We start from the raw sequence: 21,953 nt of genomic DNA, 5'->3' as shown, positions 1-21,953 counted from the left end.
CCCTATCTACTCAGGCCCGGACGCTACCGGGGACGGCCCACTTGCCCGACGCGGTGCGCCACAGGACGGCCACCACGCGCAGGGCCATGAACAGCACCAGGCCCCACCAGATGCCGGTCAGGCCCCAGCCGAGCATAAGCGACAGCCAGATCAGCGGGAGAAACCCGAGGACCGCGCTGGCCAGGGTCGCGGTGCGCAGGAACGCGACGTCGCCGCTACCGAGCAGCACCCCGTCCAGGGCGAACGCGACGCCGCCGAGCGGGATCAGCAGCGCGAACAACCACCACACGGAGCCGATCTCCGCGAGCACCGAACCGTCATCGGTGAACACCTTCGGCAGGACCGGCGCGAGGAGCGCGATCGCCGCCGCCAACGCCGCCGCCAGCCCCAGCGACCAGCCGGTGATCCGCCAGGCCAAGCGCCGCGCATGCGTGACCTGCGCCGCGCCGAGGGCCGCCCCAATCATGGCCTGCGCTGCGATAGCCAGCGAGTCCAGTGTGAGAGTGATGAAGTTCCACAATTGCAGCACCACCTGGTGCGCGGCCAGCGCCGGAGCACCGAACCGGGCGGCGACGGCCGCCGCCGAGAGGAAGCAGGCCTGGAAGCCCAAGCTGCGCAGCACCAGGTCCCGGGCCATCGACAGCTGGGCCCGCATGACCGGCCACTGCGGGGCCAGCGACTGCCGCTCCGCCACGAGGGCCCAGATGAACAACGCCGCCGCAAGCACCTGGCCCACGAGATTCGCCACCGCGGAGCCCGCGAGGCCCCACTCGGGCGCGCCCAGCAGACCGAAGACCAGGACGGGGCACAGCACCGCGGACACGGCCAATCCTGCGAGCACGCAGCGCAGCGGCCGCATTGTGTCCTGCACCCCGCGCATCCAGCCGTTCCCGGCGAGGGTGATGAGGATCAGGGGCGTGCCCAGGATCGCGATCCGCAGCCACTGCCCGGCGTCCGCGGCGATCTCGCCGTCCCCGGCGAGCAGGGACAACAATGGGCTCGCCGTCGTGAACACCGCGGCGGCGAGCACCGTGCCAATCACGACGGCCATCCACGTGGCCTGCACGCCCTCGTTCACGGCGTCCCCACGGCGGCCAGCGCCGAACATGCGCGCGGCGCGGGCGGTCGTGCCGTAGCTGAGGAACGTGAGCTGAGTGCTGACGAGGCCAAGCACCAGGGCGCCCATCGCCAGCCCGGCCAGCGCGTCGGCCCCGAGGCGGCCCACCACTGCGACGTCAAGCAGCAGGTACAGCGGCTCTGCCGCCAGCACGCCGAGTGCTGGCAGGGCGAGCGTGAGAAAGCCCCGCAGCGTGACGCCGGGTGCGACCTCGTCGGAGACCTGGCTACTCAACGGCGCTACCCAAGAACCGACCGCAGGGCGGCCAGCACGTCGTCTCTGGTGCCCGTCGCGGAGTACCCGGCCGCCGCGGCGTGCCCGCCGCCGCCAAGCTTCAGTGCCACCTCGGCGACGTTGATCAAGCCCTTGGACCGCATCGACACGGTCCAGCGCTGCTCTCCCTGCTCCTTGAGGACCACGGCAACCTCGGCCTCGGCGGAGGTGCGCACGATGTCCACGACTGACTCGATCTCCTCCCACGCGACGCCGGCGACGTCGGTGTGCAGGACGACGGTGTGCACTAATCCCAGTCCGCAGGCGGCGGCGGGCTCCAGCTCCGCGCGGCCTAGCACGGCGCCCAGCATTGGCAGCCACGCGAACGGGTGGGTGTCCATCAGCCCGCGCAGCAGCTCCGCGCCGTTGATCCCGGTGCCGAGCAGCCGGGCCGCCAGTAGCAGCGACTCGGGGTTCGCCCAGCGCAGACCGCCGGTGTCGGTGACGAGCCCCGCGTACAGGCAGGTCGCGATGTCCGCGTCGATCTCTACGCCCAGCGCGTCAAGCACCCGCGTGATGAGGACGGTCGTGGACTGCGCGTCGGCGTCCACATAGTGCAGATCGCCAAAGAAAGTGTTGGTCCGGTGATGGTCGATCACCAAAGTGGTGTCCGACGCCGCTATCTGGCCGGACAATCCGGCCAATCGGTCGGCGCTGCTGCAATCGACCACGACCAAAAGTTCGGCGGCGTCGGGCAGCGCCGCCGGCGGCACCACGAGGTCGCGCCGAGGCAACAGCTCCAGAGACCTCGGCAGCTCATGCGGCTCCGGGAACGACACCTGCACGGGGGTGCCCGCGCGGTGCAGCGCGATCGCCAAGGCGAGCGCGCTGCCCATCGTGTCGGCGTCGGGGTGGACGTGGCACAGCACGGTCACGGCGGCAGCCGCTTGGATCTTGGCTGCGGTCTCTTCCACACTGACCGTGCTGTGCTGATCGCCCATCGTTATTCGGAGCCTTCGGTGTCCGCGGCCGCGCCGTCGAGCTCGTCCTCCACGTCGGTGTCATCCGACTTATACGGATCCGCCTCGCCCGCCGGCTTAGCCCCGGCCGCGACGGCCGCGACCTCCGCGTCCTTGGCCTTCGCCCGGGACAGCAGCTCCTCCATGTGGCGGGCCGCGTCTGGCACGGTGTCCGCCACGAAGGTCAGCGTCGGGGTGAAGCGCACCCCGGTGCCGGCGCCGACGCGGGTGCGCAGGGCGCCCCTGGCCTTCTCCAACGCCGCCGCAGCCGACTCCATGTCCGGCTCCGCCTCCACGCTGTCGCCCATCACCGTGTAGTAGACGGTGGCGTCGTGCAGGTCTGCGGTCACCCTGGTGTCGGTGATTGTGACGTAGGCCAGTCGGGGGTCTTTGATCTCGGTCTGGATCGCCGACGCGACAATCGTGCCGATGCGCTTGGCGAGCTTCCTCGCCCGTGCCGGATCAGCCATCTTGATTCCACTCCTCGTACTCGCTGGTGGTTCTAAAGCGATCGATCCGGTGCGCACGCGACTAGCTCGCCACGTGCGCACCGGATCAGATCAATGCCTAACTACCGTCGACCATTAGTCGCGCGGAACCTCGCGCAACTCGTAGGTGTCGACAATATCGCCGATCTTGATGTCAGAGTACGACACCGTCATACCGCACTCGAAGCCCTCGCGGACCTCGGTGGCGTCGTCCTTCTCACGCCGCAGCGACGTCACGCTCATCGTCTCGGCAATCACCGCTCCGTCACGGATCAACCGCGCCTTGCTGTTGCGGCGAACCGAGCCCTTCGTGACCATGCAACCGGCGATGTTGCCCAGCTTCGACGACTTGAAGATCGCGCGGATCTCGGCCTGGCCGAGCGCGTGCTCCTCGTAGACCGGCTTGAGCATGCCCTTGAGCGCGGCCTCGATCTCGTCGATCGCCTGGTAGATCACCGAGTAGTAACGGATGTCGACGCCCTCGCGGTTCGCCAGCTCCGTTGCCTTGCCCTCGGCGCGGACGTTGAACCCGAGGATGATCGCGTTCGACGCCGTCGCCAGGTTGACGTTGGTCTCGGTGACTGCACCGACACCGCGGTCGACGATGCGCAGCTCGACCTCGTCGTCGATCTCCAACCCGACCAGGGCCTCTTCGAGGGCCTCGACGGTGCCGGAGTTGTCGCCCTTGATGATCAGGTTGAGCTGGCTCGTCTCCTTGAGCGCCGCATCCAGATCGTCCAGGCTGATGCGCTTGCGTCCACGGGCCGCCAGCGCGTTGCGCTTGCGAGCGTTGCGACGGTCTGCGATCTGCCGGGCGATGCGGTCCTCGTCGACCACGAGCAGGTTGTCGCCTGCGCCGGGGACCGACGTGAAGCCGACGACCTGGACGGGACGCGACGGGTACGCCTCGATGACGTCATCGCCGTTCTCGTCGATCATGCGGCGCACGCGGCCATACGCGTCGCCCGCCACGATCGAGTCGCCGACACGGAGCGTTCCGCGACGGATGAGCACGGTGGCCACCGGGCCACGGCCGCGGTCGAGGTGCGCCTCGATGGCGACACCCTGGGCGTCCATGTTCGGGTTGGCCCGCAGGTCCAGCGACGCGTCCGCCGTCAGCAGCACGGCCTCCAGCAGCTCGTCGATGTGCAGGCCCTGCTTCGCGGAGATGTCGACGAACATGGTGTCGCCACCAAAGTCCTCCGCGACCAGGCCGTACTCGGTCAGCTGGCTGCGAATCCGCAGGGGATCCGCCGCCTCCTTGTCGATCTTGTTCACGGCCACGACGATCGGGACACCGGCCGCCTGGGCGTGGTTGATGGCCTCGACGGTCTGCGGCATGACGCCGTCGTCCGCCGCCACCACGATGATCGCGATATCAGTGGCCTGGGCGCCACGGGCACGCATGGCGGTGAACGCCTCGTGACCGGGGGTATCGATGAACGTGATCAGGCGGTCGACACCCTCGAGGTGCGTCATGACCTGGTACGCGCCGATGTGCTGGGTGATGCCACCGGCTTCACCCTCGCCCACGTTCGCCTTGCGGATCGAGTCCAGCAGGCGGGTCTTGCCGTGGTCGACGTGACCCATGACCGTGACCACCGGCGGACGCTGCTCCAGATCGTCCTCGCCACCGGCATCCTCGCCGTAGGTGAGGTCGAAGCTGTCGAGCAGTTCGCGATCCTCGTCCTCGGGGCTGACGACCTGGACGACGTAGTTCATCTCCGAGCCGAGCAGCTCCAGCGTCTCGTCGGGAACCGACTGCGTCGCGGTGACCATCTCGCCGAGGTTGAACAGGGCTTGGACCAGCGCTGCCGGGTTCGCGTCAAGCTTGTCCGCGAAGTCCGAGAGCGAGGCGCCACGGGCAAGACGGATCGTCTCGCCGTTGCCGCGAGGCAACCTGACGCCGCCAACGGCGGGCGCCTGCATGGAGTCGTATTCCTGACGCTTCTGCCGCTTCGACTTGCGTCCGCGACGAGGCGCGCCTCCGGGACGGCCGAATGCACCGGCCGTGGTGCCACGACCGGGGGCGCGACCGCGACCGCGGAAGCCACCACCTGCGGGAGGCCCACCAGCGGGAGCGCCGCCACCGGGACGGAAACCGCCGCCGCCGCCAGCGCCGCCGCCGGGACCACCACGGCCACCGGCGCCGCCGGGGCCGGGACGACCGCCCGGTCCGGGACGACCCGCACCGGCGGGCTTAGCCGCACGGGAGGGCATCGCACCGGGGTTCGGGCGCGGAGGCATGCCACTGGGAGACGGGCGAGGACCGCCGGCACCGGGAGCCGGACGAGGTCCACCTGCACCGGGAGCCGGACGAGGTCCACCTGCGCCAGGCGCCGGACGGGCACCGCCGGCGCCGGGAGCCGGACGGGCACCGCCCTGACCCGGCGCGGGACGCGATGCCGGACGCGGCGCGGGTGCCGAGGAATAGGGGTTATTCGCGACACGCGGAGCGCGCGGGCCGGGCTTGGGACCGCCGGGACCGGGCTTCTCTGCGGCTTCCGCGGCCGGGGCCGACTCGACCGGAGGCTGCGGGGTCGCGTGCTGGACCACGGGCTTCGGCTTGGGCGCACCCGGCATGGGGGACGCCGCGGCGGACTTCGCCGCAGCAGGCGCCGCGGCCGGGGTGGCCTTCGGCGTCGGGGTCGCAGGCTTGGCGGCCACAGGGGCTGCCGGCGCCGGTGTTGCCGGGATCGGCGTCGCCGCCGCTGCCGGCTTCGGTCCGGGGCGGGGGCCGCCGGGCTTCGCCGAGCTGGGGGTTGCGGCGCCGGGCGTCGCTGCGCTGGGCGCTGCGGCCGCGGGCTTCGGCGCACCGGGCTTGGCTGCGCTAGGCGCTGCTGCCGGCTTCTCGCTGGCTGCGGGCTTCGCCGCCGCCGGGGTGGGCGTCTCGGCGGCGGATGCTCCACCGGACGGTTCGAATGATGAGCGGAGTCGGCGTGCGACGGGTGCTTCCACCGTCGACGATGCGGACTTCACAAACTCGCCCTGGTCCTTCAACCGGGCGAGAACTTCCTTACTGGTGACACCGAGCTCTTTAGCCAACTCGTGCACGCGGGCCTTGCCTGCCACTGCTCTCCTCACTGGTGAGGTCGAGCGGCCAATGCCCGCACGACCTCGGGTTAACTCCGATGGACGATCATCGCTGGTGCTTCACGGTGTGCTCATGAGTTTTCTGTATTGTCCTTCTCAAGAGGTCGTTCTCGCGTGTGTTCACGTCGACGGCCGAAGCCGTGACCATCCGCCCTGGTGGCGCATGACCGACGCTGTTTCCTATTCCGCCCCGATCCGGCTATCGAGGGCGCTCAGGTCCAAGTCTCCCTGTACCCGCAGTGCCCTCCCGAATGCGCGACGCCTTTCTGCCAACTTCCGGCACTCCGCGTTGGGGTGCAACCACGCACCCCGACCGGGCAACCTTCTGGCTGGATCTGGCGCCAGCGCGAACCCGGAGGTTGCGCCCGGCACTGCCACCAGCCTGAGCAGATCGGAGCTCAGCGTCCGAACCCGGCAGCCAATGCAGGTCCGCACCGGGATTCCCGGTGCTGGATCTGTGGCTGCGAGTCCTTCGTGCTGGGCCATTTGGCAGTCTACCGCTCTTTGTCGCTGTCTGGCTAACCTGACGGCGCTCCCGAGGTCGGGCGCGCCCCTGATCCGAGGCTCAGGACTCCGGGACGGGCTCGCCGGTCTCGGGGTCGATAACCTCCGCGTCGCTGCGGATGTCGATGCGCCAGCCCGTGAGACGGGCGGCGAGGCGGGCGTTCTGGCCCTCCTTGCCGATTGCCAGCGACAGCTGGAAGTCCGGCACCACGACACGGGCTGCCCGTGCCAGCTCGTCCACGACCGTCACCGAGACGACCTTCGACGGGGACAGCGCATTGCCCACGAACGTGGCCGGATCCTCGTCATAATCGATGATATCGATCTTCTCACCTGCGAGTTCACTCATCACGTTGCGCACGCGCTGCCCCATCGGGCCGATGCAGGCGCCCTTGGCGTTGAGGCCGGCGACGGCGGAGTGGACGGCGATCTTGGAGCGGTGGCCGGCCTCGCGCGCGACCGACGCGATCTCGACCGAGTTGTCCGCGATCTCCGGGACCTCGAGCGCGAACAGCTTGCGCACGAGGTTCGGGTGCGAGCGCGAGAGCGTGATCTGGGGGCCCCGCGCACCGAGCGTGACACCAATCACATAACACTTGATGCGGTCGCCATGCTCGTAGCTCTCCCCTGGCACCTGCTCGGCCTGGGGTAGCACGCCCTCGATGCCGTGCGCGTCATTGCCGATGCGCACGATGACCATGCCGCGCGCGTTGGCGCCGGTGTCCCGGACGATGACGCCGCCGACGATTTCGCCCTCGTGCATGGCGAACTCGCCGAACGTCTTCTCGTTCTCAGCATCGCGCAGGCGCTGCAGAATGACCTGGCGGGCTGTGGTGGCGGCGACGCGGCCGAAGCCCTCGGGGGTGTCGTCCCACTCGGAGATGAGGTTGCCGTCCTCGTCTACTTCGCGTGCCATGACGCGGACGGAGCCATTCTTCTGGTCAATGTCGATGCGGGCGTTCGACTCGTGGCCCACGGTGTGCTTGTAGGCGGTCATCAAAGCGGTTGCGAGCGCCGCGAGGACAGCGCCCTGCGGGATGTTCTTCTCCTGCTCGATGGCGCGCAGTGCGTTCAAGTCAATATTCATTTGTCATTCTCCTTAGCTGCCTCGCCCGAGTCGGCGATGGCATCCTCTGCCGCTTCCAGATCTACAGTGCCCGTGCTTTCGCGCCCCGCTTGGACGCCGCCGGCAAGCTCCAGCTCGCGGGGGTCGACCTTCCCGAATTCCACCTGCACCACCGCGTTCGACACCTCGGCGAGCGCCACCTTGCGCACGGCCGGGCCCACCTTGGCCGACTGGCTCGGCAGCACGAGGTCCACCTGGGGGGTCTCGCCGCCCTCGCCGTGCACGCGCCCGATCCGCGCGCTGATCGTCTCGGGCTCCGCGCCGGTTGCCGTCACGACTGCCTCGACCTTGCGGCCCCGTGCCCGGCGCCAATGCCGGGGCTCGGTCAACGGACGGCTCACGCCGGGCGAGGTGACCTCGAGGGTGTACGGGGCCTCGCCGAAGGACTTCTCCGTGTCGAGGTGGTCGGAGACCAGCCGCGTCAGCGTGACGATGGCATCGAGGGCCAGACCGGCATCAGAGTCGACAATCACGCGGACGATGCTCTTCTTGCCGGCCTGCGTGACCTCGACGTCCTCGAGGTCATAGCCTGCGAGGCGGACAGGCTCGTTCAGCAGCTCGACCACCTTGTCTCTGGTGGGCACTGGCATCGGAGCGCTCCTAGCTTCAGGTTTGGGCAAAAAAATCGGGGGTTGGGTCTGGCCGCGACGAGCACGACCCAGTCCGGCGCGCACGGTATTACTCGTGCTCGACGGCGATCTCGATCGGCTCAGCGTAGTCGAGATCATCCCGCTCGCGCCGCACCCGGCACAGTTGTCAAGAGTAGCCTGCCGAGACTGGCAGACTGTCCACTGTGCAGTCGTCCTCATCACATGCCCCCGCCCCCCTCGCCACCCCGCTGGCCCGCAGATTCTCCCGGCGGACGGCCCTCCGCAATTCCGGTCTCGGGCTCGGCCTTGGCCTGGCGGCGGTCACGGGCTCCGCCGCGCTCGGCGGGTGCACGATCGGCACCAACGAACCGTCCGCCCCCGACCCCCTCATCGCGATGGCCGCGGCCGCGCGCGCCGACGCCGAGACCGCCACCCAGCTCTCGGTCCAGTTGCCTGACCAGGCACCTGCGCTCACCACCGTCGCCGCCGAGCGCGCTGCCCACGCGGACGCGCTGGAGACCGAGCTCGTTCGGGCCAACGGTCCCACCACCCCTGCCCCCGAGCCCGACCCAGGGCAGACCCAGTCCCCGCCATCTCCCCCGCCGACGCTCGACGGCCTGCGTACCGCGTTGGCGAACGCCCAACGCGGCGCGGCCGACGCTGCCCGGACCGACTCCGGCTATCGGGCGGGACTCGCCGGATCCATCAGCGCCGCGTGCGCCGCCCAGAACGAGGTGCTCCTGCCGTGACCACACCCACCCCCACACCGGCGGGAGAACCATTGTCCGAGAACGATATCGCCGCCCTCGGCGTCGCGTTGGAGGCCGAGCACGCCGCCGTCTACTCCTATGGCCTCATCACCGCGTATGGCAATGCGAGCCGGCGTGATCAGGTCGCGGTGCACGCCGCCGCCCACCGTGCCCGCCGCGACGCCACTGCGGCAATGTTGGCTGCAGGCGGTGCGGTGGTTCCCGCTGCCGCGGCCGGCTACACCGTGCCGTTCCCCGTGACGGATCCGGCCTCCGCCGCGCAGCTCGCGGTGACGGTCGAGGAGGACGCCGCGACCGCCTGGCGTTCCGCGCTCGAGCACGCAGACTCCGAGCCTGTGCGTGGGATTGCGATCGACAACCTCACCGACTCTGCCGTCCGCGCCGGGAACTGGCGAATAGCCCTGGGCGTCACGCCCCCGACGACGCCGTTCCCGGGACAGCCAGTCTGACTCTCGCCTGGCTGCTGCCGCTGGCCAGACAGCCGCTGGCCAGACAGCCGCTGGCCAGACAGCCGCTGGCCAGACAGCCGCGAACATGAAGAAGATCCGCCATCGCCCGAGAGCGCGGCGGAGCTTCTTCATGTTCGCGGCGAAATTCGTGGCCCGGGCCTGTGGATAACTGCCATTATTCCGGCATTCCAGGCCATGCGGGGAGTGTGGGCGCTGCCACGATGTCTCCATGGGGGAGTTCGATAGGCCATTTCTGGGAAGCTCGAGCGGGCTGGGCAAGCATGAACTGCGATTCTTTCGCAAGCTGCACCGCAACGTATATGTCCACCGACGGTCCTGCGCGTCTGCGATATTGCGAGCGCAAGCCGCGTGGCTCTGGCTTGGCGACAACGGAGTGCTGGCGGGTCTTTCGGCCGCCGCTCTGCACGGGTCCAAGTGGGTGGACTCCGACCGGCCGGCTGAGGCGATCCGGCGGGCAAATCTCCGGTCTGTGCCGGGGATCCGGGTCCGGTCGGACTCGCTGTTGCCCGGCGAGGTCGTGACCATCGACGGGATGAGGGTGACAAGTGCCGCCAGGACTGCCTTCGACCTCGGGCGATGGCTCGGACACGATGATGCGATCGAGATGGTTGACGCGCTATGCCACGCAAGAAAGTTGCGGGTGGAGGCGATCACTGCGGTGGCTCAAGCTCATCCAGGTGCACGGAACATTCGCCAGTTGCGCAGCGTTTTGAGCCACGTTGACGCGGGTGCCGAGTCACCCGCCGAGACGCGAACACGGTTGGTGCTGGTACGCGCTGGACTTCCACGCCCGTCCACGCAGGTGCATGTGTTCGACAAGCTCGGCCGGTTCGTCGCTCGATGTGATCTGGGGTGGGACCGCTGGCGTGTTGCCGTCGAATACGACGGCGAGGGACATTGGTCTGCCGAACATCGCCGCACCAAGGATATTCGCCGGTATACCCAGCTGAACAGGCTTGGCTGGCGAATCGTGCGGGTCAACTCCGAGTTGCTCCGAGAAGACCCGACGGAGGTCGTGGAGAACGTCCGCGTCGAGCTCCGGGCGGCGGGGGCGGATATCTGACCCTCTGCGACGGCCGCCAACATGAAGAAGATCCGCCATCGCCCGAGAGGACAGCGGATCTTCTTCATGTTCGCGAGGGCATCAGCGCCCAGCCCTCGCAGGCCCAGCCCCCAGAGGCCTAACCGCGGATCGCGGCCAGCACCGTCTCGAGCGCCTCGGCGGCGGGCACCTCGCGGGCCTCGCCGGTGAAGCGGTCGCGCAGTTCCACGTTGCCCTCGGCCCAGCCGCGGCCGACGACCACGACCTGCGGGATGCCCAGCAGCTCGGAGTCCTTGAACTTCACGCCGGGCGAGGACTTGCGATCGTCGAGGATAACGCGGACGCGGGCCTTGTCGAGGGCGGCGGCAAGCTCCTCGGCACCGGCGCGGGCGGTCTCGTCCTTGTTCGCGATGACCACGTGCACGTCGGCGGGCGCGACCTCGGCGGGCCAGCACAGGCCCTTCTCGTCGTGCATCTGCTCGGCGATGACGGCGACCAGGCGGGATACGCCGATGCCATAGGAGCCCATCGTCGGGCGCACGGGCTTGCCGTTCTCGCCTAGCACATCGAGTTCGAACACGTCGGTGTACTTGCGGCCGAGCTGGAACACGTGGCCCACCTCGATGCCGCGGGCGGCGACCAGCGGGCCAGCGCCGTCGGGCGAGGGGTCGCCGTCGCGCACCTCGGCGGCCTCGATGGTGCCGTCCGGGGTGAAGTCGCGGCCGGCGACGAGGCCGACAACGTGCTTGCCGTCCTCGTCCGCGCCGGTGATCCAGCTGGTGCCGTCGACCACGCGGGGGTCGACGAGGTAGCGGACACCGTTCTCCAGCAACGCCTTCGGGCCCATGTAGCCCTTGACGAGGAACGGGTTCTTCGTGAAATCGCCCTCGGTGATCATGACGAACTCGGCGGGCTCGAGCGCGGCCTCGAGGCGCTTCTCATCCAGTTCTCGGTCGCCGGGGATGCCGACACCGAGCAGCTCCCACTCGCCGCCCGGCACGCGGGTCTTGACGACGAGGGTCTTCAGGGTGTCCGCGGCGGTGATCGTGCGGCCGAGACTCGCGGTGTTAGCCCACGCGACGACAGTGTCGATGGTGGTGGCGCCGGGAGTCTCGTGCACGGACGCGTCGGGCAGTCCGTCGAACGGAATGGCCTCGGGCGCCGGGGTGGTGACGGCCTCGACATTCGCGGCGTAGCCGGACTCGAGGCAGCGGACGTAGGTGTCCTCGCCGATCGGGCTCTCCGCGAGGAACTCCTCGGAGGCGCTGCCGCCCATGGCGCCGGAGGTGGCGGCGACGATGACGTACTTAATGTTCAGCCGCTGCAGGATGCGCTCGTAGGTGTCGCGGTGCGCCTGGTAGGACGCGGCGAGGCCCTCGTCGGTGAGGTCGTAGGAGTACGAGTCCTTCATCAGGAACTCGCGGCCGCGCAGGATGCCGGCGCGGGGGCGCTGCTCGTCGCGGTACTTGTTCTGCACCTGGTACAGCGTGACCGGGAAGTCCTTGTACGAGTTGTACTCGGCCTTGACGGTGAGCGTGAACATCTCCTCGTGGGTGGGGCCCAGGAGGTAGTCGTTGCCGCGGCGGTCCTTGAGGCGGAACAGGTCCGGGCCGTATTCCGTCCAGCGGTTGGAGGTCTCGTAGGCGTCGCGGGGCAAGAGCGAGGGCAGCAAAATCTCCTGCGCGCCCATCGCGTCCATCTCCTCGCGGACCACACGCTCGACCTCGCGCAGCACGCGCAGGCCCAGCGGCAGCCAGGAGTAGATGCCGGGCGCGATGCGCCGGACATAGCCGGCTCGCACCAGCAGTTTATGGCTGGGAACCTCGGCGTCGGCCGGGTCGTCGCGGAGGGTGCGCAGGAACAGCTCTGAAAGACGGGTGATCACGGTGGTCCAGCCTAGTCGGTGCCTCGCGCGGACGCGTCGGTAGCCTTGGCATCTGTGTTGGTCTTATTGCCTCCCTCCGAAACCAAGTCCACCGATGGCGCCGACGCGCCGCTGGACCTCGCCGAGCTCTCGATGCCGGGCCTGACCGCGACGCGGGAGATCCTGGCCAACGCGCTGGTCGAGCTCGCGGCCGACGCGGAGGCCTCGCAGGCCGCGCTGGGCCTGGGCCCCACGCAGGCCGACGAGATCGAGCGCAATGCGAAGCTGTGGGTCTCCCCCACCTCCCCCGCCCTGCGCCGCTATACCGGCGTGCTGTTCGACGCCCTCGATGCCAAAACGTTCACCAAGGCCCAGCATTCGAAGGCCCTGCAGCGCTTGGGCATTGGCTCTGCGCTATTTGGCACGATCCGCGCGGGCGACCCCATCCCCGCCTACCGGCTCTCCGGCAACTCCAAGCTGCCGGGCTTCGGCACACTGGCCTCGGTATGGCGCACGGAGTTGCCCGACGCGATCCGCGCGGAGGCCGACGGCGGGCTGATCGTGGACCTACGCTCGGGCTCCTACCAGCAGCTGGGCCCACTCAAGGAGTCCGTCATCGCGACGGTGCTCACGGAGAAGCCCGATGGCAGCCGATCGGTGGTGAGCCACTTCAACAAACATCACAAGGGGCTGCTGGCCCGCGCGCTGACGATCACGCGCGCGGAGCCCACGGACCTCAAGGGTGTGGCCCGGGTCGCGGAGAAGGCCGGGCTGCGGGTGGAGATCGCGTCGGAACGTGAACTGGTCATCCTGACTTGATGCTGCCGCCTCCGCTGCCGAGTACGCCGTCGCTTCGTTGATCCGCCGTCGTTGCAACCTCAGTGCCTCCACGAAGCCGCAGCGAACTCGCGGGAGCAGGTCATGTGCGGGCCTGGGCAGCATCGCGCTGCCCCCATACGCGATCGGGCTGAGCTTCACATAGGCGCTCAGCCGCAGTCAGTCAACACCGTGCGGCCGTTGGCGGATGGATCGCCGCGAGGCGAGTTCGCCCCCGCAACGTGTCCTCGCTGACGTTGCAACGGGGGCCAGGTCAAGTTACGGGGGCGAGGCGGAGAAGTGCGGCGGGGGAAGTGCGGCGGGGAGATCAGTCCGCGAGCTGCGCGGCCTTCTCTGCCGCCTGCGCCTCCGCGATGTCCGCGGGGGTGAACCGCATGAACAGCGCCGCCACCCCTGCCAGGGCCGCCGCGGCAGCGCACCCCACCAAGGCGAAGGTGTAGCCATTGCCGAGGGCGATCAGTTGGTAGTCGCTCATCTCGGCGACCTTGATGTCCACGGAGCCGCCGTCGGCGATGGTGCGGGACGTGGCGAACACGCTGATGATCGCGATGCCCAGGGGTCCGCCCAGGGTCTGCGCGACGGTGCCGATCGCGGTCAACGGGCCGATCTCCGACGGGCCGACCCCGGCGATGGCGCACAGGGGCAGGGGCACCAGCGCTAGGCCGACACCCAGGCCGATGGCGATCGTGGGTGGCAGCAGGTCGGTCAGGTAATCCGCGGAGCCGTCGAGGGTGGAGCCGTAGAGCAGGCCGACGACCATCAGCGCGGAGCCGGCGAGGACCACCCAGCGCGGCTGGACGCTCAGCGTGAGCTTGGAGGCGATCTGGGCGCCCGCGCCGATGCCGACCGCGAACGGGATGAACGCCAGGCCCGCGGTGAGCGGCGAGTAGCCGAGCAGGTCTTGGACGAACAGGGCCACGTACATCGTCATCGACAACAGCATCGCGCCCGCGAAGAAGATCGCCACGAGGGCGGCGACTCGGTTGGGGTTGCGGAACAGGACGAACGGGAACAGCGGGTTGTTCGCGGTGCGCTCCACATAGAGGAACAACCCCAGCGTCAAGATGCCCAAGACCAGCGACCCGATGATCACCGGGCTGGTCCAGCCGATATTGATGCCCTCCATCATGCCGAACACCACTGCGGTGCAGCCGACCGTGGCCAGCACCGCGCCGGGCACGTCGAGGGTGATCCGCTTGGCGTTCTCCGACTCGTGCAGGGCCACGAAGGCCAGCGCGACGATGACGATGCCGATCGGCACGTTGATCCAGAAGATCCACCGCCAGGACACCTGCGTCAGGGCCCCGCCGATCACCAGGCCCGCGACGGAGCCCAGGCCGGTCATCGCCGCGAAGATCGCGATGGCCTGGTTGCGGGCTTTGCCGGGCGCGAACGTGGTGGCCACCAGTGCGAAGGCCGTCGGCGACGCGATGGCCGCGCCGACGCCCTGGAACGCCCGCGACGCGAGCAGCATCGTCTCGTTCACCGCGATGCCGCAGAGCAGCGAGGCCACGGTGAACAGCGCGACGCCGACGATGAACATCCTCTTGCGGCCGAACACGTCGCCGAGCCGGCCACCCAGCAGCATGAGGCCGCCGAACGCTAGCGCATAGGACGTGAGCACCCAGGTGCGGCCGCTGTCGCTCAGGCCCAGGTCCGCCTGCAGGCGGGCGAGCGCAAGGTTTGCCACGGTGCCGTCGAGCACCACCATGAGCTGGAGCGAGCCCAGCACCACGATGGCCATGCCGAACGCCCGGGTCGTGAGTTCGCGCATCAGCCCAGACCACCGAGCAGGTCCGCCAGGCCGGCCACGGCGCCGATGACGGTGATGGCGGGCGGCTTGATCTGCTCTTGCTCGACCCGCTCGGCAATGGTCGCCAGGTCCGCGCGCAGGACGCGCTGTTGGGCGGTGGTGCCCTCCTGGATGATGGCCACCGGGGTTGCGGCGTCGCGGCCGCCGGCGATGAGGGCGTCAGTGAACAGCTTCAGCTTGCCCACGCCCATCATCAGCACGATCGTGCCGTTGAGCTTGGCCAACACGTCCCAGTCCAGCAGGGAGTCAGGGTGTCCGGGGGGCAGGTGGCCACTGACAATCGTGAGCTCGTGGGTGATGCCGCGGTGGGTGACAGGCACGTTCGCGGCGGCCGGCACGGCGAGCGCGCTGGTGATTCCGGGGACCACGGTCACGGGGATGCCGGCGTGGGTCAGCGCGATGAGCTCCTCGAAGCCGCGGCCAAACAGGTACGGGTCCCCGCCCTTGAGCCGGACGACGAACTTGCCCGCGCGCGCGTGCTCGATCAGCAGCTCGTTGATCCGCTCCTGCGCCATCGCGCGGCCGTACGGGATCTTGGACGCGTCGATGACCTCGACGCCCGCGCCCAGCTCCCCCAGCAGCGAGGCCGGGCCCAGGCGGTCGGTGATCACCACGTCGGCCCGCACCAGGAGGCGTCGGCCGCGGACCGTGATCAGCTCGGGGTCGCCGGGGCCACCGCCCACGAGCGCGACGCCCGCGGCCATCGGCTCCGCGGAGTCGTCCACCGCGCCGGTGCTCAGCGCCTCCGAGAGGGCTGTGCGCAGCGCCGCGGATCGCCGGTGGTCCCCGCCCGCGAGGATGCCGAGCGTGACGCCGTCGTGCCTCGTCGTCGCGGGGGTGACCGCGCTGCCCGCCGAGCCGAGATCGGCCCGCACACAGAACACCCGCAGCCGGTCCGCCTCCGCGACAACGGCCGCGTTCACGTCGGCGTCGTCCGTCGCGGCGATGACGTACCAGGCCTGCGCCAGATCCCCGTGGCTATAGGCGCGGCTTAGCAGTTCGATCTGGCGGGAGTCCGCCAGCGCCTCGACGGCCGGAGTCACGGCCGGTGCGATCACCTGGATATGAGCGCCGGACTCGATCAACAGCGGCAGCCGGCGCTGGGTCACCGAACCACCGCCGACGACGACGACGCGCTTGCCGACGAGGTTCAGCCCCACCAGGTACGCGGACTCGGTTGCGGACACTGGGGTTGTGGTCCCTGGGGTGGTCGACACTGCATCTCCTCGGGTGGTCCTCGCGGCCCATGAGTATTGGCTTATAGACAGCGGTACACCCGGGCCGATGAGCCCGGGTGTACGCGGCATTGCATGGTAAAAGGTTAACGCCAGGTCAGGCGTCGGCGCGCGTGTCCCGGTCAAGTTTCAGGGCCTCGGAGGTCCACTTCCACAGCTCGTCGAACAGCGCCTTGTCATCGGCCAGCGCCACCCCGTAGGACGGCACCATCTCCTTGAGCTTGGGCTGCCAGTCGGCTTGGCGCTGCGGGAAGCAGCGGCGCAGCACGTCGAGCATCGCGTCGACCGCGGTGGACGCGCCCGGGGACGCGCCGAGCAGGCCGGCGAGGGTGCCATCGTCGGAGTTGACCACCGCGGTGCCGAACTCCAGGACGCCGAGGTTGCCCTTCCGGCGGATGACCTGCACGCGCTGGCCGGCGGTGATCAGCTCCCAGTCGCCGCTCTCGGCGGACGGGACAAACGCGCCGAGGGTACCGATACGGTCTTCCTCAGATTGCATCAGCTCGCTGATCAGGTACTTGGTCAGGCCCATCTCGGTCAGCCCGACGCCCACCATCGACATCAGGTTGTCGGCCTTGACGGAGAACGGCAGGTCGGTGATCTTGCCGTTCTTCAGGAACTTGGGCGACCAGCCGGCGTAGGGGCCGAACAGCAGGCCCTGCTTGCCGCCGATGACGCGGGTGTCCAGGTGCGGCACCGACATCGGGGGCGCGCCCACCGCAGCCTTGCCGTAGACCTTCGCGTGGTGCTGGCTAATCAGCTCCGGATTGGTGCAGCGCAGGAACTCGCCGCTGACCGGGAAGCCGCCGAAGCCCTTGGACTCCTTGATCCCGGACTTCTGCAGCAGGTGCAGCGCGCCGCCGCCCGCGCCGACGAAGACGAACTTCGCGGTGAGCGTGCGCTTCGCGCGGGTGCGGGTGTTGCGGACGGTGATCTGCCAGCTGCCATCCGAGAGCTGTTTGAGGCCGGTCACCTCGGTGCCGAACGCCAGGGTCGCGCCGCCCGCGCCCAAGTTCGCCAGGAGCTGCTTGGTCAATGCGCCGAAGTCGACGTCCGTGCCGCCCTCGATCCAGTTGATGGCGGCGGGCTCGGAGAAATCCCGGCCCTTCGCCATCAGCGGCAGGCGCTCGGTGAACGCCTCCTCGCTGGCCGAGAACTCCATGCCCTGGAAGAGAGGGTGTCCCGCGAGCGCCTCGTAGCGCTTGCCCAGGTACTCGACGTCGTCGGCTCCGTGGACAAAGCTCATGTGCGGGATCGGGTTGATGAACTCGCTCGGATCGGGCAGCACGCCGTTCTCAACCGCGTGTGCCCAGAACTGGCGGGACATCTGAAACTGCTCGTTGACCTTGACGGCCTTGCTGATCTCCACGGAGCCGTCGGAGTTCTGCGGCGTGTAGTTCAGCTCGCACAGCGCCGAGTGTCCGGTGCCGGCGTTATTCCAGGGATCGCTGCTCTCGGCCGCAGCGGCGTCGAGCTTCTCCAACACCGTGATCGACCACTCGGGCTGGAGCTGGCGCAAGAGCACGCCGAGAGTGGCGCTCATAATACCCGCGCCAATAAGGACTACATCGGCACTTTCGGCCTGTGAACTCTGCTTCGACACTGGAAATTCAACATCCTCGGTCAACTGGACACATAGATAACGCGCATCACGTTACTCGTCAGTCGCGCACGTGCCCGCATCGGATTGAGCCTCCTTGCCGTGTCCGGTCCCCGTCGACCCAGATAACCTGGCGCCATGACTTGTTCGCAGTGGTCCCCCGATCTGCTCGGAGCCCCATTCGAGGCGCGCTCAATCCCGCTGGGGCCCGACCCCGACGGCGAGTCGGAAGTGTCCGCGACTCTCGTCCGACAGCTCGCTGACCAGGGTGAATCCCCTGCCGAACCCCGCCGCGCGGTGTTGTATGTGCACGGCTTCACCGACTACTTCTTCCAACGGCACCTCGCCGCGCATTTCGTCGAGCACGGCATCGACTTCTACGCGCTGGACTTACGCAAGTGTGGTCGGTCACTTCATCCCGGGCAGACCCCGCACTACATTTCCGACCTGGCGCTTTATGACCGCGAGCTCGAGGCTGCGATGAAGTTGATCGGCCCCGCAGAGACGCTGCTGATGGCCCACTCCACCGGTGGGCTGATCTTGCCCCTGTGGCTGGACCGGCTCCGCCGCGCTGGCCGGGCCCCCCGCACCCTTGGCATCACCGGACTGGTCCTGAACAGCCCCTGGCTAGATCTGCAGGGGCCGGCCTTCCTGCGGTCGGTGGGCACCGTCGCGATCAACACCGTCGGCAAGGTCCGGCCCCGGACCGCGCTGCCCACGGAGCTGTCCTCCGCCTATGGCGACAGCCTGTACGCCGGCGCCGGGGGCGAGTGGGACTACAACCTGGACTGGAAGCCGCTCAGCGGATTCCCCGTGCTGGCCGGTTGGCTCAGCGCCGTCCGCCAGGGCCAGGCCGAACTGCACCGCGGCCTCGACATCGGGGTGCCGTCGCTGGTGCTGCGTTCGGCCCGCACCCACTACTCCCGGAAGTTCGGCCCCGACTCGAGCTCCGCGGACACCGTGCTCGACGTGCGCCAGATCGCCCGCTGGTCCGGCTGCCTGGGCGACCGCAACACCACCGTCCCCATCGATGGCGCCCTCCACGACGTCTTCCTCTCCGCCCCCGCCGCGCGCGCCGCAGCCTTCAGCGAGGTCGACACCTGGCTCGCCGATCTCGAGCGCCGCAACTCCAACCCCACTCTGCAGGAGTCCTAAAGTGACACATTTCGACGTTGCCGTCATCGGTACCGGATCCGGCAACACCTTCCTCGATGAGCGCTATGACGGTCTCAAGGTCGCCCTGTTCGAGGAGGGCGTCTTCGGCGGCACCTGCCTGAACGTGGGCTGCATCCCCACCAAGATGTTCGTGTACGCCTCGGACGTGGCCAACGCGGTGCGGAGCGCGCATCGCTACGGCGTGGACGCCCACATCGACGGGGTGCGCTGGCAGGACGTGGTCAGCCGCGTGTTCGGCCGCATCGACCCCATCGCCGACGGCGGCCGCCGCTACCGCGAGCAGGATTGCGCGAACATCACGGTCTTCCGCAGCCACGCCGAGTTCACCGGGCCCAGGACGATCACCACACACGCCACCGAGGCCAGCCCCGCGCAGACGATCACCGCCGACCAGGTCGTCATCGCCACCGGCTCACGGCCGATCGTCCCGGATGTGGTGCGCGACGCCGGCGTGCCGTACTTCACCAATGACGACGTGATGCGGATTCCCGAGCTGCCGGACCGCCTCATCGTGCTCGGCAGCGGCTACATCGCCTCCGAGTTCGCCCACGTCTTCTCCTCGCTCGGCTCGGACGTCAGCGTCATCGGCCGCAGCGGCCGGATGCTCCGCCACCTCGACGACGAGCTGTCCGCGCACTTCACCGAGCTGGCCAAGGCCAAGTGGGACTGCCACCTCGACTCCGGGGTGCGGGCTGTGCGATCGGGCTCCGACGGTGGAGTGGAGATCGAGCTGGAGAACGGGACCGTCGTCGCGGGCGACGCCCTGCTGGTCGCCGTCGGCCGCGCGCCCAACTCGGACCTGATCGGGGCCGAGGCCGCGGGCATCCAGGTGCGTGAGGACGGCCTGATCGTCGTCGACGAGTTCCAGCGCACCACCGCCGACGGCGTCTTCGCCCTCGGCGATGTCAGCTCCGCCCATCAGCTCAAGCATGTCGCAAACCATGAGGCGCGAGTGGTCGGGCACAACCTGATCGCGGTGCGCGCGGCTGGCGGATCGGACCCCGAACTGCGCGCGTCGGATCACCGCTTCGTCCCCGCTGCCGTGTTCACCGAGCCGCAGATCGCCGCCGTGGGACTGACCGAGGCGCAGGCCCGGGCCCAGTACCCGCGCATCACAGTGAAGGTGCAGAACTACAGCGATGTCGCCTACGGCTGGGCCATGGAGGACACCGAGGGGATCTGCAAGATCATCGCGGACCAGGACACCGGCCAGATCCTGGGGGCTCACATCCTCGGCGCGCAGGCTTCCATCCTGATCCAGCCGCTCATCCAGGCCATGTCCTTCGGCCTGAGCGCGACAGATATGGCCAAGGGCCAGTACTGGATCCACCCGGCGCTGACCGAGGTCGTCGAGAACGCGCTGCTGGGCCTGGAGCTCTAGACCCCGCGCACCAAACGGGACGTTGGGGTCTGGATTCCACTTGAATTCCGACCCCAACGTCCCGTTCGGCAACTAGGGGCGGAGTTACCAGGGGTTGCTGCGCAGGATGATCTCCGTCGCCAGCGAGGCCGCCAACGCGCTGTCGACGACGCCGCCCGGCGTGCCAGCGGGCAACTCCACCACCCGATAGTCCGAGTACGTGTGCCGCCCGGTCCCATAGGCGCGGGTGCGGTGGTCGTCCGCGGTGAGGATCAGTGTCGTGGCGACCTCGACGGCGGGGCAGCCCGCGTCGAGCACCAGGCCCTCGGTGTCCGCGGCGGCGGGATGGCCCTCGTCGACCACCACGAGACTGCTGATCCGATCGAAGTTGCGGGCCGCGACCTGCCAGGCCAACGCCGCCCCCGCACCGGAGCCGGCGAGATGCGCCCAGTGCGCGCCGAGGCCGTCGAGGATCGTGATGATATCGGCCGCCTCGAGCCCCGCAACGTCCTCGAGCACGTAGGAGCGCAGCCCCGAGTTCGCCAGGCGTGTCGCGATGTCCGCGTAGCCCGCGGCGTCCGCGGGGCCGCCCGTGAGCATCAGTACCGCCAGCGCACCCTCGGGCCCGTCCACTCGCATGGTGCGGGAACGCCCGCCGGCCATGACCTCTGCTTCGCTCATGAGCAGTTACGGTACTGGAACATGGCCTGCAGGCGCGCGTTACGGATCACGGCAGCGTGAGGATCTCTGTGCCGGTCTCGGTGACGACGAGGGTGTGCTCGAACTGCGCGGTCCACTTGCGGTCCTTGGTCAGCACCGTCCAGTCGTCGTCCCACATGTCCCACTCGATGCCGCCCATGTTGATCATCGGCTCGATGGTGAAGACCATGCCGGGCTCGAGGACCGTGTCCACGTTCGGCTCGTCGTAGTGCAGCACAACCAGGCCGTTGTGGAAGGTCTCACCGATGCCGTGGCCGGTGAAGTCACGCACGACGCCGTAGCCGAAGCGGTTGGCGTAGGCCTCGATGACGCGGCCCACGATGTTGAGCTCGCGGCCCGGCTTGACGGCCTTGATCGCGCGCATCGTCGCCTCGTGGGTGCGCTCGACCAGGAGTCGGTGCTCCTCCGAGACGTCGCCGGCGAGGAAGGTGGCGTTGGTGTCGCCGTGCACGCCGTGGATGTAGGCGGTGACGTCGATGTTGACGATGTCCCCATCCTGGATCACGGTCGAGTCTGGGATGCCGTGGCAGATGACCTCGTTGAGCGAGGTGCAGCAGGACTTGAGGAATCCTTTGTAGCCGAGCGTCGACGGGTACGCGCCGTGGTCGCACATGTACTCGTGCGCGATGCGGTCCAGCTCGTCTGTGGTGACACCGGGGGCAACGGCCTTGCCAGCCTCCTGCAGTGCGCGCGCCGCGATCTTGCTGGCGATCCGCATCGCCTCGATCGTCTCCGCCGACTGCACCCAGGGCTCGGAGCCCTCCTGCACCGTCGGCTTCCACGCATATTCTGGACGCTCGATCGAGGACGGGACGGTACGGGTGGGCGAGATGACTCCGGGAGTCAAAGGTGCACGTGAGGCCATGGCGTCGAGAATAGTACCGGCGCCGACGGCTCGGGTCCTGCGGGCCACAAT

The 21,953-nt window shown here is 68.9% G+C and carries 19 protein-coding genes; 6 read left to right on the top strand and 13 right to left on the bottom strand.

All coding sequences use genetic code 11. From position 1 onward, the window contains the following. Positions 1-10: 10 nt before the first annotated feature. The 7 genes from TBIF_RS21240 to rimP all read right to left on the bottom strand — a co-directional run bounded on the left by TBIF_RS21240 (position 11) and on the right by rimP (position 8,150). Positions 11-1,351, bottom strand: coding sequence for an MATE family efflux transporter (locus TBIF_RS21240; protein WP_024796751.1), 1,341 nt, complete (start codon positions 1,349-1,351; stop codon positions 11-13). 5 nt (positions 1,352-1,356) lie between these two features. After that, a complete protein-coding gene (locus TBIF_RS21235) occupies positions 1,357-2,331 on the bottom strand; it encodes a DHH family phosphoesterase (protein ID WP_024796750.1) in 975 nt (324 codons plus the stop codon). Between the two features lie 2 nt (positions 2,332-2,333). Continuing rightward, the gene (gene rbfA / locus TBIF_RS21230) at positions 2,334-2,819 is read right to left on the bottom strand and encodes a 30S ribosome-binding factor RbfA (RefSeq protein WP_024796749.1); all 486 of its coding nucleotides are present in this window, start codon (positions 2,817-2,819) and stop codon (positions 2,334-2,336) included. Positions 2,820-2,933: 114 nt separating this feature from the next. Next, positions 2,934-5,909, bottom strand: coding sequence for a translation initiation factor IF-2 (gene infB / locus TBIF_RS25125; protein ID WP_024796748.1), 2,976 nt, complete (start codon positions 5,907-5,909; stop codon positions 2,934-2,936). 201 nt (positions 5,910-6,110) lie between these two features. After that, positions 6,111-6,416, bottom strand: coding sequence for a YlxR family protein (locus TBIF_RS25120; protein WP_084611830.1), 306 nt, complete (start codon positions 6,414-6,416; stop codon positions 6,111-6,113). Between the two features lie 79 nt (positions 6,417-6,495). Then, entirely contained in the window at positions 6,496-7,521 is a 1,026-nt protein-coding gene (nusA, locus tag TBIF_RS21220; RefSeq protein ID WP_024796747.1) for a transcription termination factor NusA, read from the bottom strand. After that, complete coding sequence (gene rimP / locus TBIF_RS21215; RefSeq protein WP_024796746.1) at positions 7,518-8,150, bottom strand: ribosome maturation factor RimP; 633 nt, start codon at positions 8,148-8,150, stop codon at positions 7,518-7,520. The genes nusA and rimP overlap by 4 nt, the downstream gene beginning before the upstream one ends. Before the next feature lie 203 nt (positions 8,151-8,353). On the opposite strand from rimP, the gene TBIF_RS21210 reads away from it, so the two are divergent. The 3 genes from TBIF_RS21210 (at position 8,354) to TBIF_RS26360 (ending at position 10,453) form a co-directional block, all read left to right on the top strand. Beyond that, positions 8,354-8,899: a hypothetical protein gene (locus TBIF_RS21210; protein ID WP_024796745.1), complete on the top strand. Its 546-nt coding sequence runs from the start codon at positions 8,354-8,356 to the stop codon at positions 8,897-8,899. Then, entirely contained in the window at positions 8,896-9,369 is a 474-nt protein-coding gene (locus TBIF_RS21205) for a ferritin-like domain-containing protein (protein WP_084611829.1), read from the top strand. The genes TBIF_RS21210 and TBIF_RS21205 overlap by 4 nt, the downstream gene beginning before the upstream one ends. A gap of 538 nt (positions 9,370-9,907) precedes the next feature. Beyond that, entirely contained in the window at positions 9,908-10,453 is a 546-nt protein-coding gene (locus TBIF_RS26360; RefSeq protein WP_235174918.1) for a PDDEXK-like endonuclease domain-containing protein, read from the top strand. A gap of 118 nt (positions 10,454-10,571) precedes the next feature. Here the strand turns inward: TBIF_RS26360 and TBIF_RS21195 are convergent, their stop codons facing one another. Next, positions 10,572-12,317 (bottom strand): proline--tRNA ligase, encoded by a 1,746-nt coding sequence (locus TBIF_RS21195; RefSeq protein ID WP_024796742.1) that lies wholly within the window; start codon positions 12,315-12,317, stop codon positions 10,572-10,574. 54 nt (positions 12,318-12,371) lie between these two features. On the opposite strand from TBIF_RS21195, the gene yaaA reads away from it, so the two are divergent. Then, positions 12,372-13,115, top strand: coding sequence for a peroxide stress protein YaaA (gene yaaA, locus TBIF_RS21190; RefSeq protein ID WP_024796741.1), 744 nt, complete (start codon positions 12,372-12,374; stop codon positions 13,113-13,115). Between the two features lie 325 nt (positions 13,116-13,440). On the opposite strand, the gene TBIF_RS21185 is transcribed toward yaaA, so the two are convergent. The 3 genes from TBIF_RS21185 to mqo all read right to left on the bottom strand — a co-directional run bounded on the left by TBIF_RS21185 (position 13,441) and on the right by mqo (position 17,808). After that, positions 13,441-14,907, bottom strand: coding sequence for a DHA2 family efflux MFS transporter permease subunit (locus TBIF_RS21185; protein WP_024796740.1), 1,467 nt, complete (start codon positions 14,905-14,907; stop codon positions 13,441-13,443). Then, complete coding sequence (cobA, locus tag TBIF_RS21180) at positions 14,907-16,163, bottom strand: uroporphyrinogen-III C-methyltransferase (protein ID WP_051461697.1); 1,257 nt, start codon at positions 16,161-16,163, stop codon at positions 14,907-14,909. The genes TBIF_RS21185 and cobA overlap by 1 nt, the downstream gene beginning before the upstream one ends. 115 nt (positions 16,164-16,278) lie before the next feature. Then, positions 16,279-17,808 (bottom strand): malate dehydrogenase (quinone), encoded by a 1,530-nt coding sequence (mqo, locus tag TBIF_RS24165; protein ID WP_084611827.1) that lies wholly within the window; start codon positions 17,806-17,808, stop codon positions 16,279-16,281. Positions 17,809-17,919: 111 nt separating this feature from the next. On the opposite strand from mqo, the gene TBIF_RS21170 reads away from it, so the two are divergent. Together TBIF_RS21170 and TBIF_RS21165 are read left to right on the top strand one after the other, a co-directional pair. After that, on the top strand, positions 17,920-18,936 hold the full coding sequence (locus TBIF_RS21170) for an alpha/beta hydrolase (RefSeq protein ID WP_024796738.1): 1,017 nt from the start codon (positions 17,920-17,922) through the stop codon (positions 18,934-18,936). 1 nt (position 18,937) lies between these two features. Next, on the top strand, positions 18,938-20,338 hold the full coding sequence (locus TBIF_RS21165; RefSeq protein ID WP_024796737.1) for a mycothione reductase: 1,401 nt from the start codon (positions 18,938-18,940) through the stop codon (positions 20,336-20,338). Between the two features lie 84 nt (positions 20,339-20,422). Here the strand turns inward: TBIF_RS21165 and TBIF_RS21160 are convergent, their stop codons facing one another. Next, complete coding sequence (locus TBIF_RS21160; RefSeq protein WP_024796736.1) at positions 20,423-20,998, bottom strand: hypothetical protein; 576 nt, start codon at positions 20,996-20,998, stop codon at positions 20,423-20,425. A gap of 46 nt (positions 20,999-21,044) precedes the next feature. After that, positions 21,045-21,902 carry a type I methionyl aminopeptidase gene (gene map / locus TBIF_RS21155; protein ID WP_024796735.1) on the bottom strand — a complete coding sequence of 286 codons (858 nt, stop codon included), beginning with the start codon at positions 21,900-21,902 and terminating at the stop codon, positions 21,045-21,047. Positions 21,903-21,953 lie beyond the last annotated feature (51 nt).

This window comes from Tomitella biformata AHU 1821 (assembly GCF_000524475.1).
GTDB classification, from domain to species: Bacteria; Actinomycetota; Actinomycetes; order Mycobacteriales; family Mycobacteriaceae; genus Tomitella; species Tomitella biformata.
This window is presented reverse-complemented; position numbering and strand designations above follow the sequence as displayed.

Excerpts from the sequence above, each read along its gene's own strand:
- TBIF_RS21235 (WP_024796750.1), bottom strand. The coding sequence starts at position 2,331 with ATGGGCGATCAGCACAGCACGGTCAGTGTGGAAGAGACCGCAGCCAAG.
- rbfA (WP_024796749.1), bottom strand. The coding sequence starts at position 2,819 with ATGGCTGATCCGGCACGGGCGAGGAAGCTCGCCAAGCGCATCGGCACG.
- TBIF_RS25120 (WP_084611830.1), bottom strand. The coding sequence starts at position 6,416 with ATGGCCCAGCACGAAGGACTCGCAGCCACAGATCCAGCACCGGGAATC.
- nusA (WP_024796747.1), bottom strand. The coding sequence starts at position 7,521 with ATGAATATTGACTTGAACGCACTGCGCGCCATCGAGCAGGAGAAGAAC.
- rimP (WP_024796746.1), bottom strand. The coding sequence starts at position 8,150 with ATGCCAGTGCCCACCAGAGACAAGGTGGTCGAGCTGCTGAACGAGCCT.
- TBIF_RS21185 (WP_024796740.1), bottom strand. The coding sequence starts at position 14,907 with ATGCGCGAACTCACGACCCGGGCGTTCGGCATGGCCATCGTGGTGCTG.
- TBIF_RS21170 (WP_024796738.1), top strand. The coding sequence starts at position 17,920 with ATGACTTGTTCGCAGTGGTCCCCCGATCTGCTCGGAGCCCCATTCGAG.
- TBIF_RS21160 (WP_024796736.1), bottom strand. The coding sequence starts at position 20,998 with ATGAGCGAAGCAGAGGTCATGGCCGGCGGGCGTTCCCGCACCATGCGA.
- map (WP_024796735.1), bottom strand. The coding sequence starts at position 21,902 with ATGGCCTCACGTGCACCTTTGACTCCCGGAGTCATCTCGCCCACCCGT.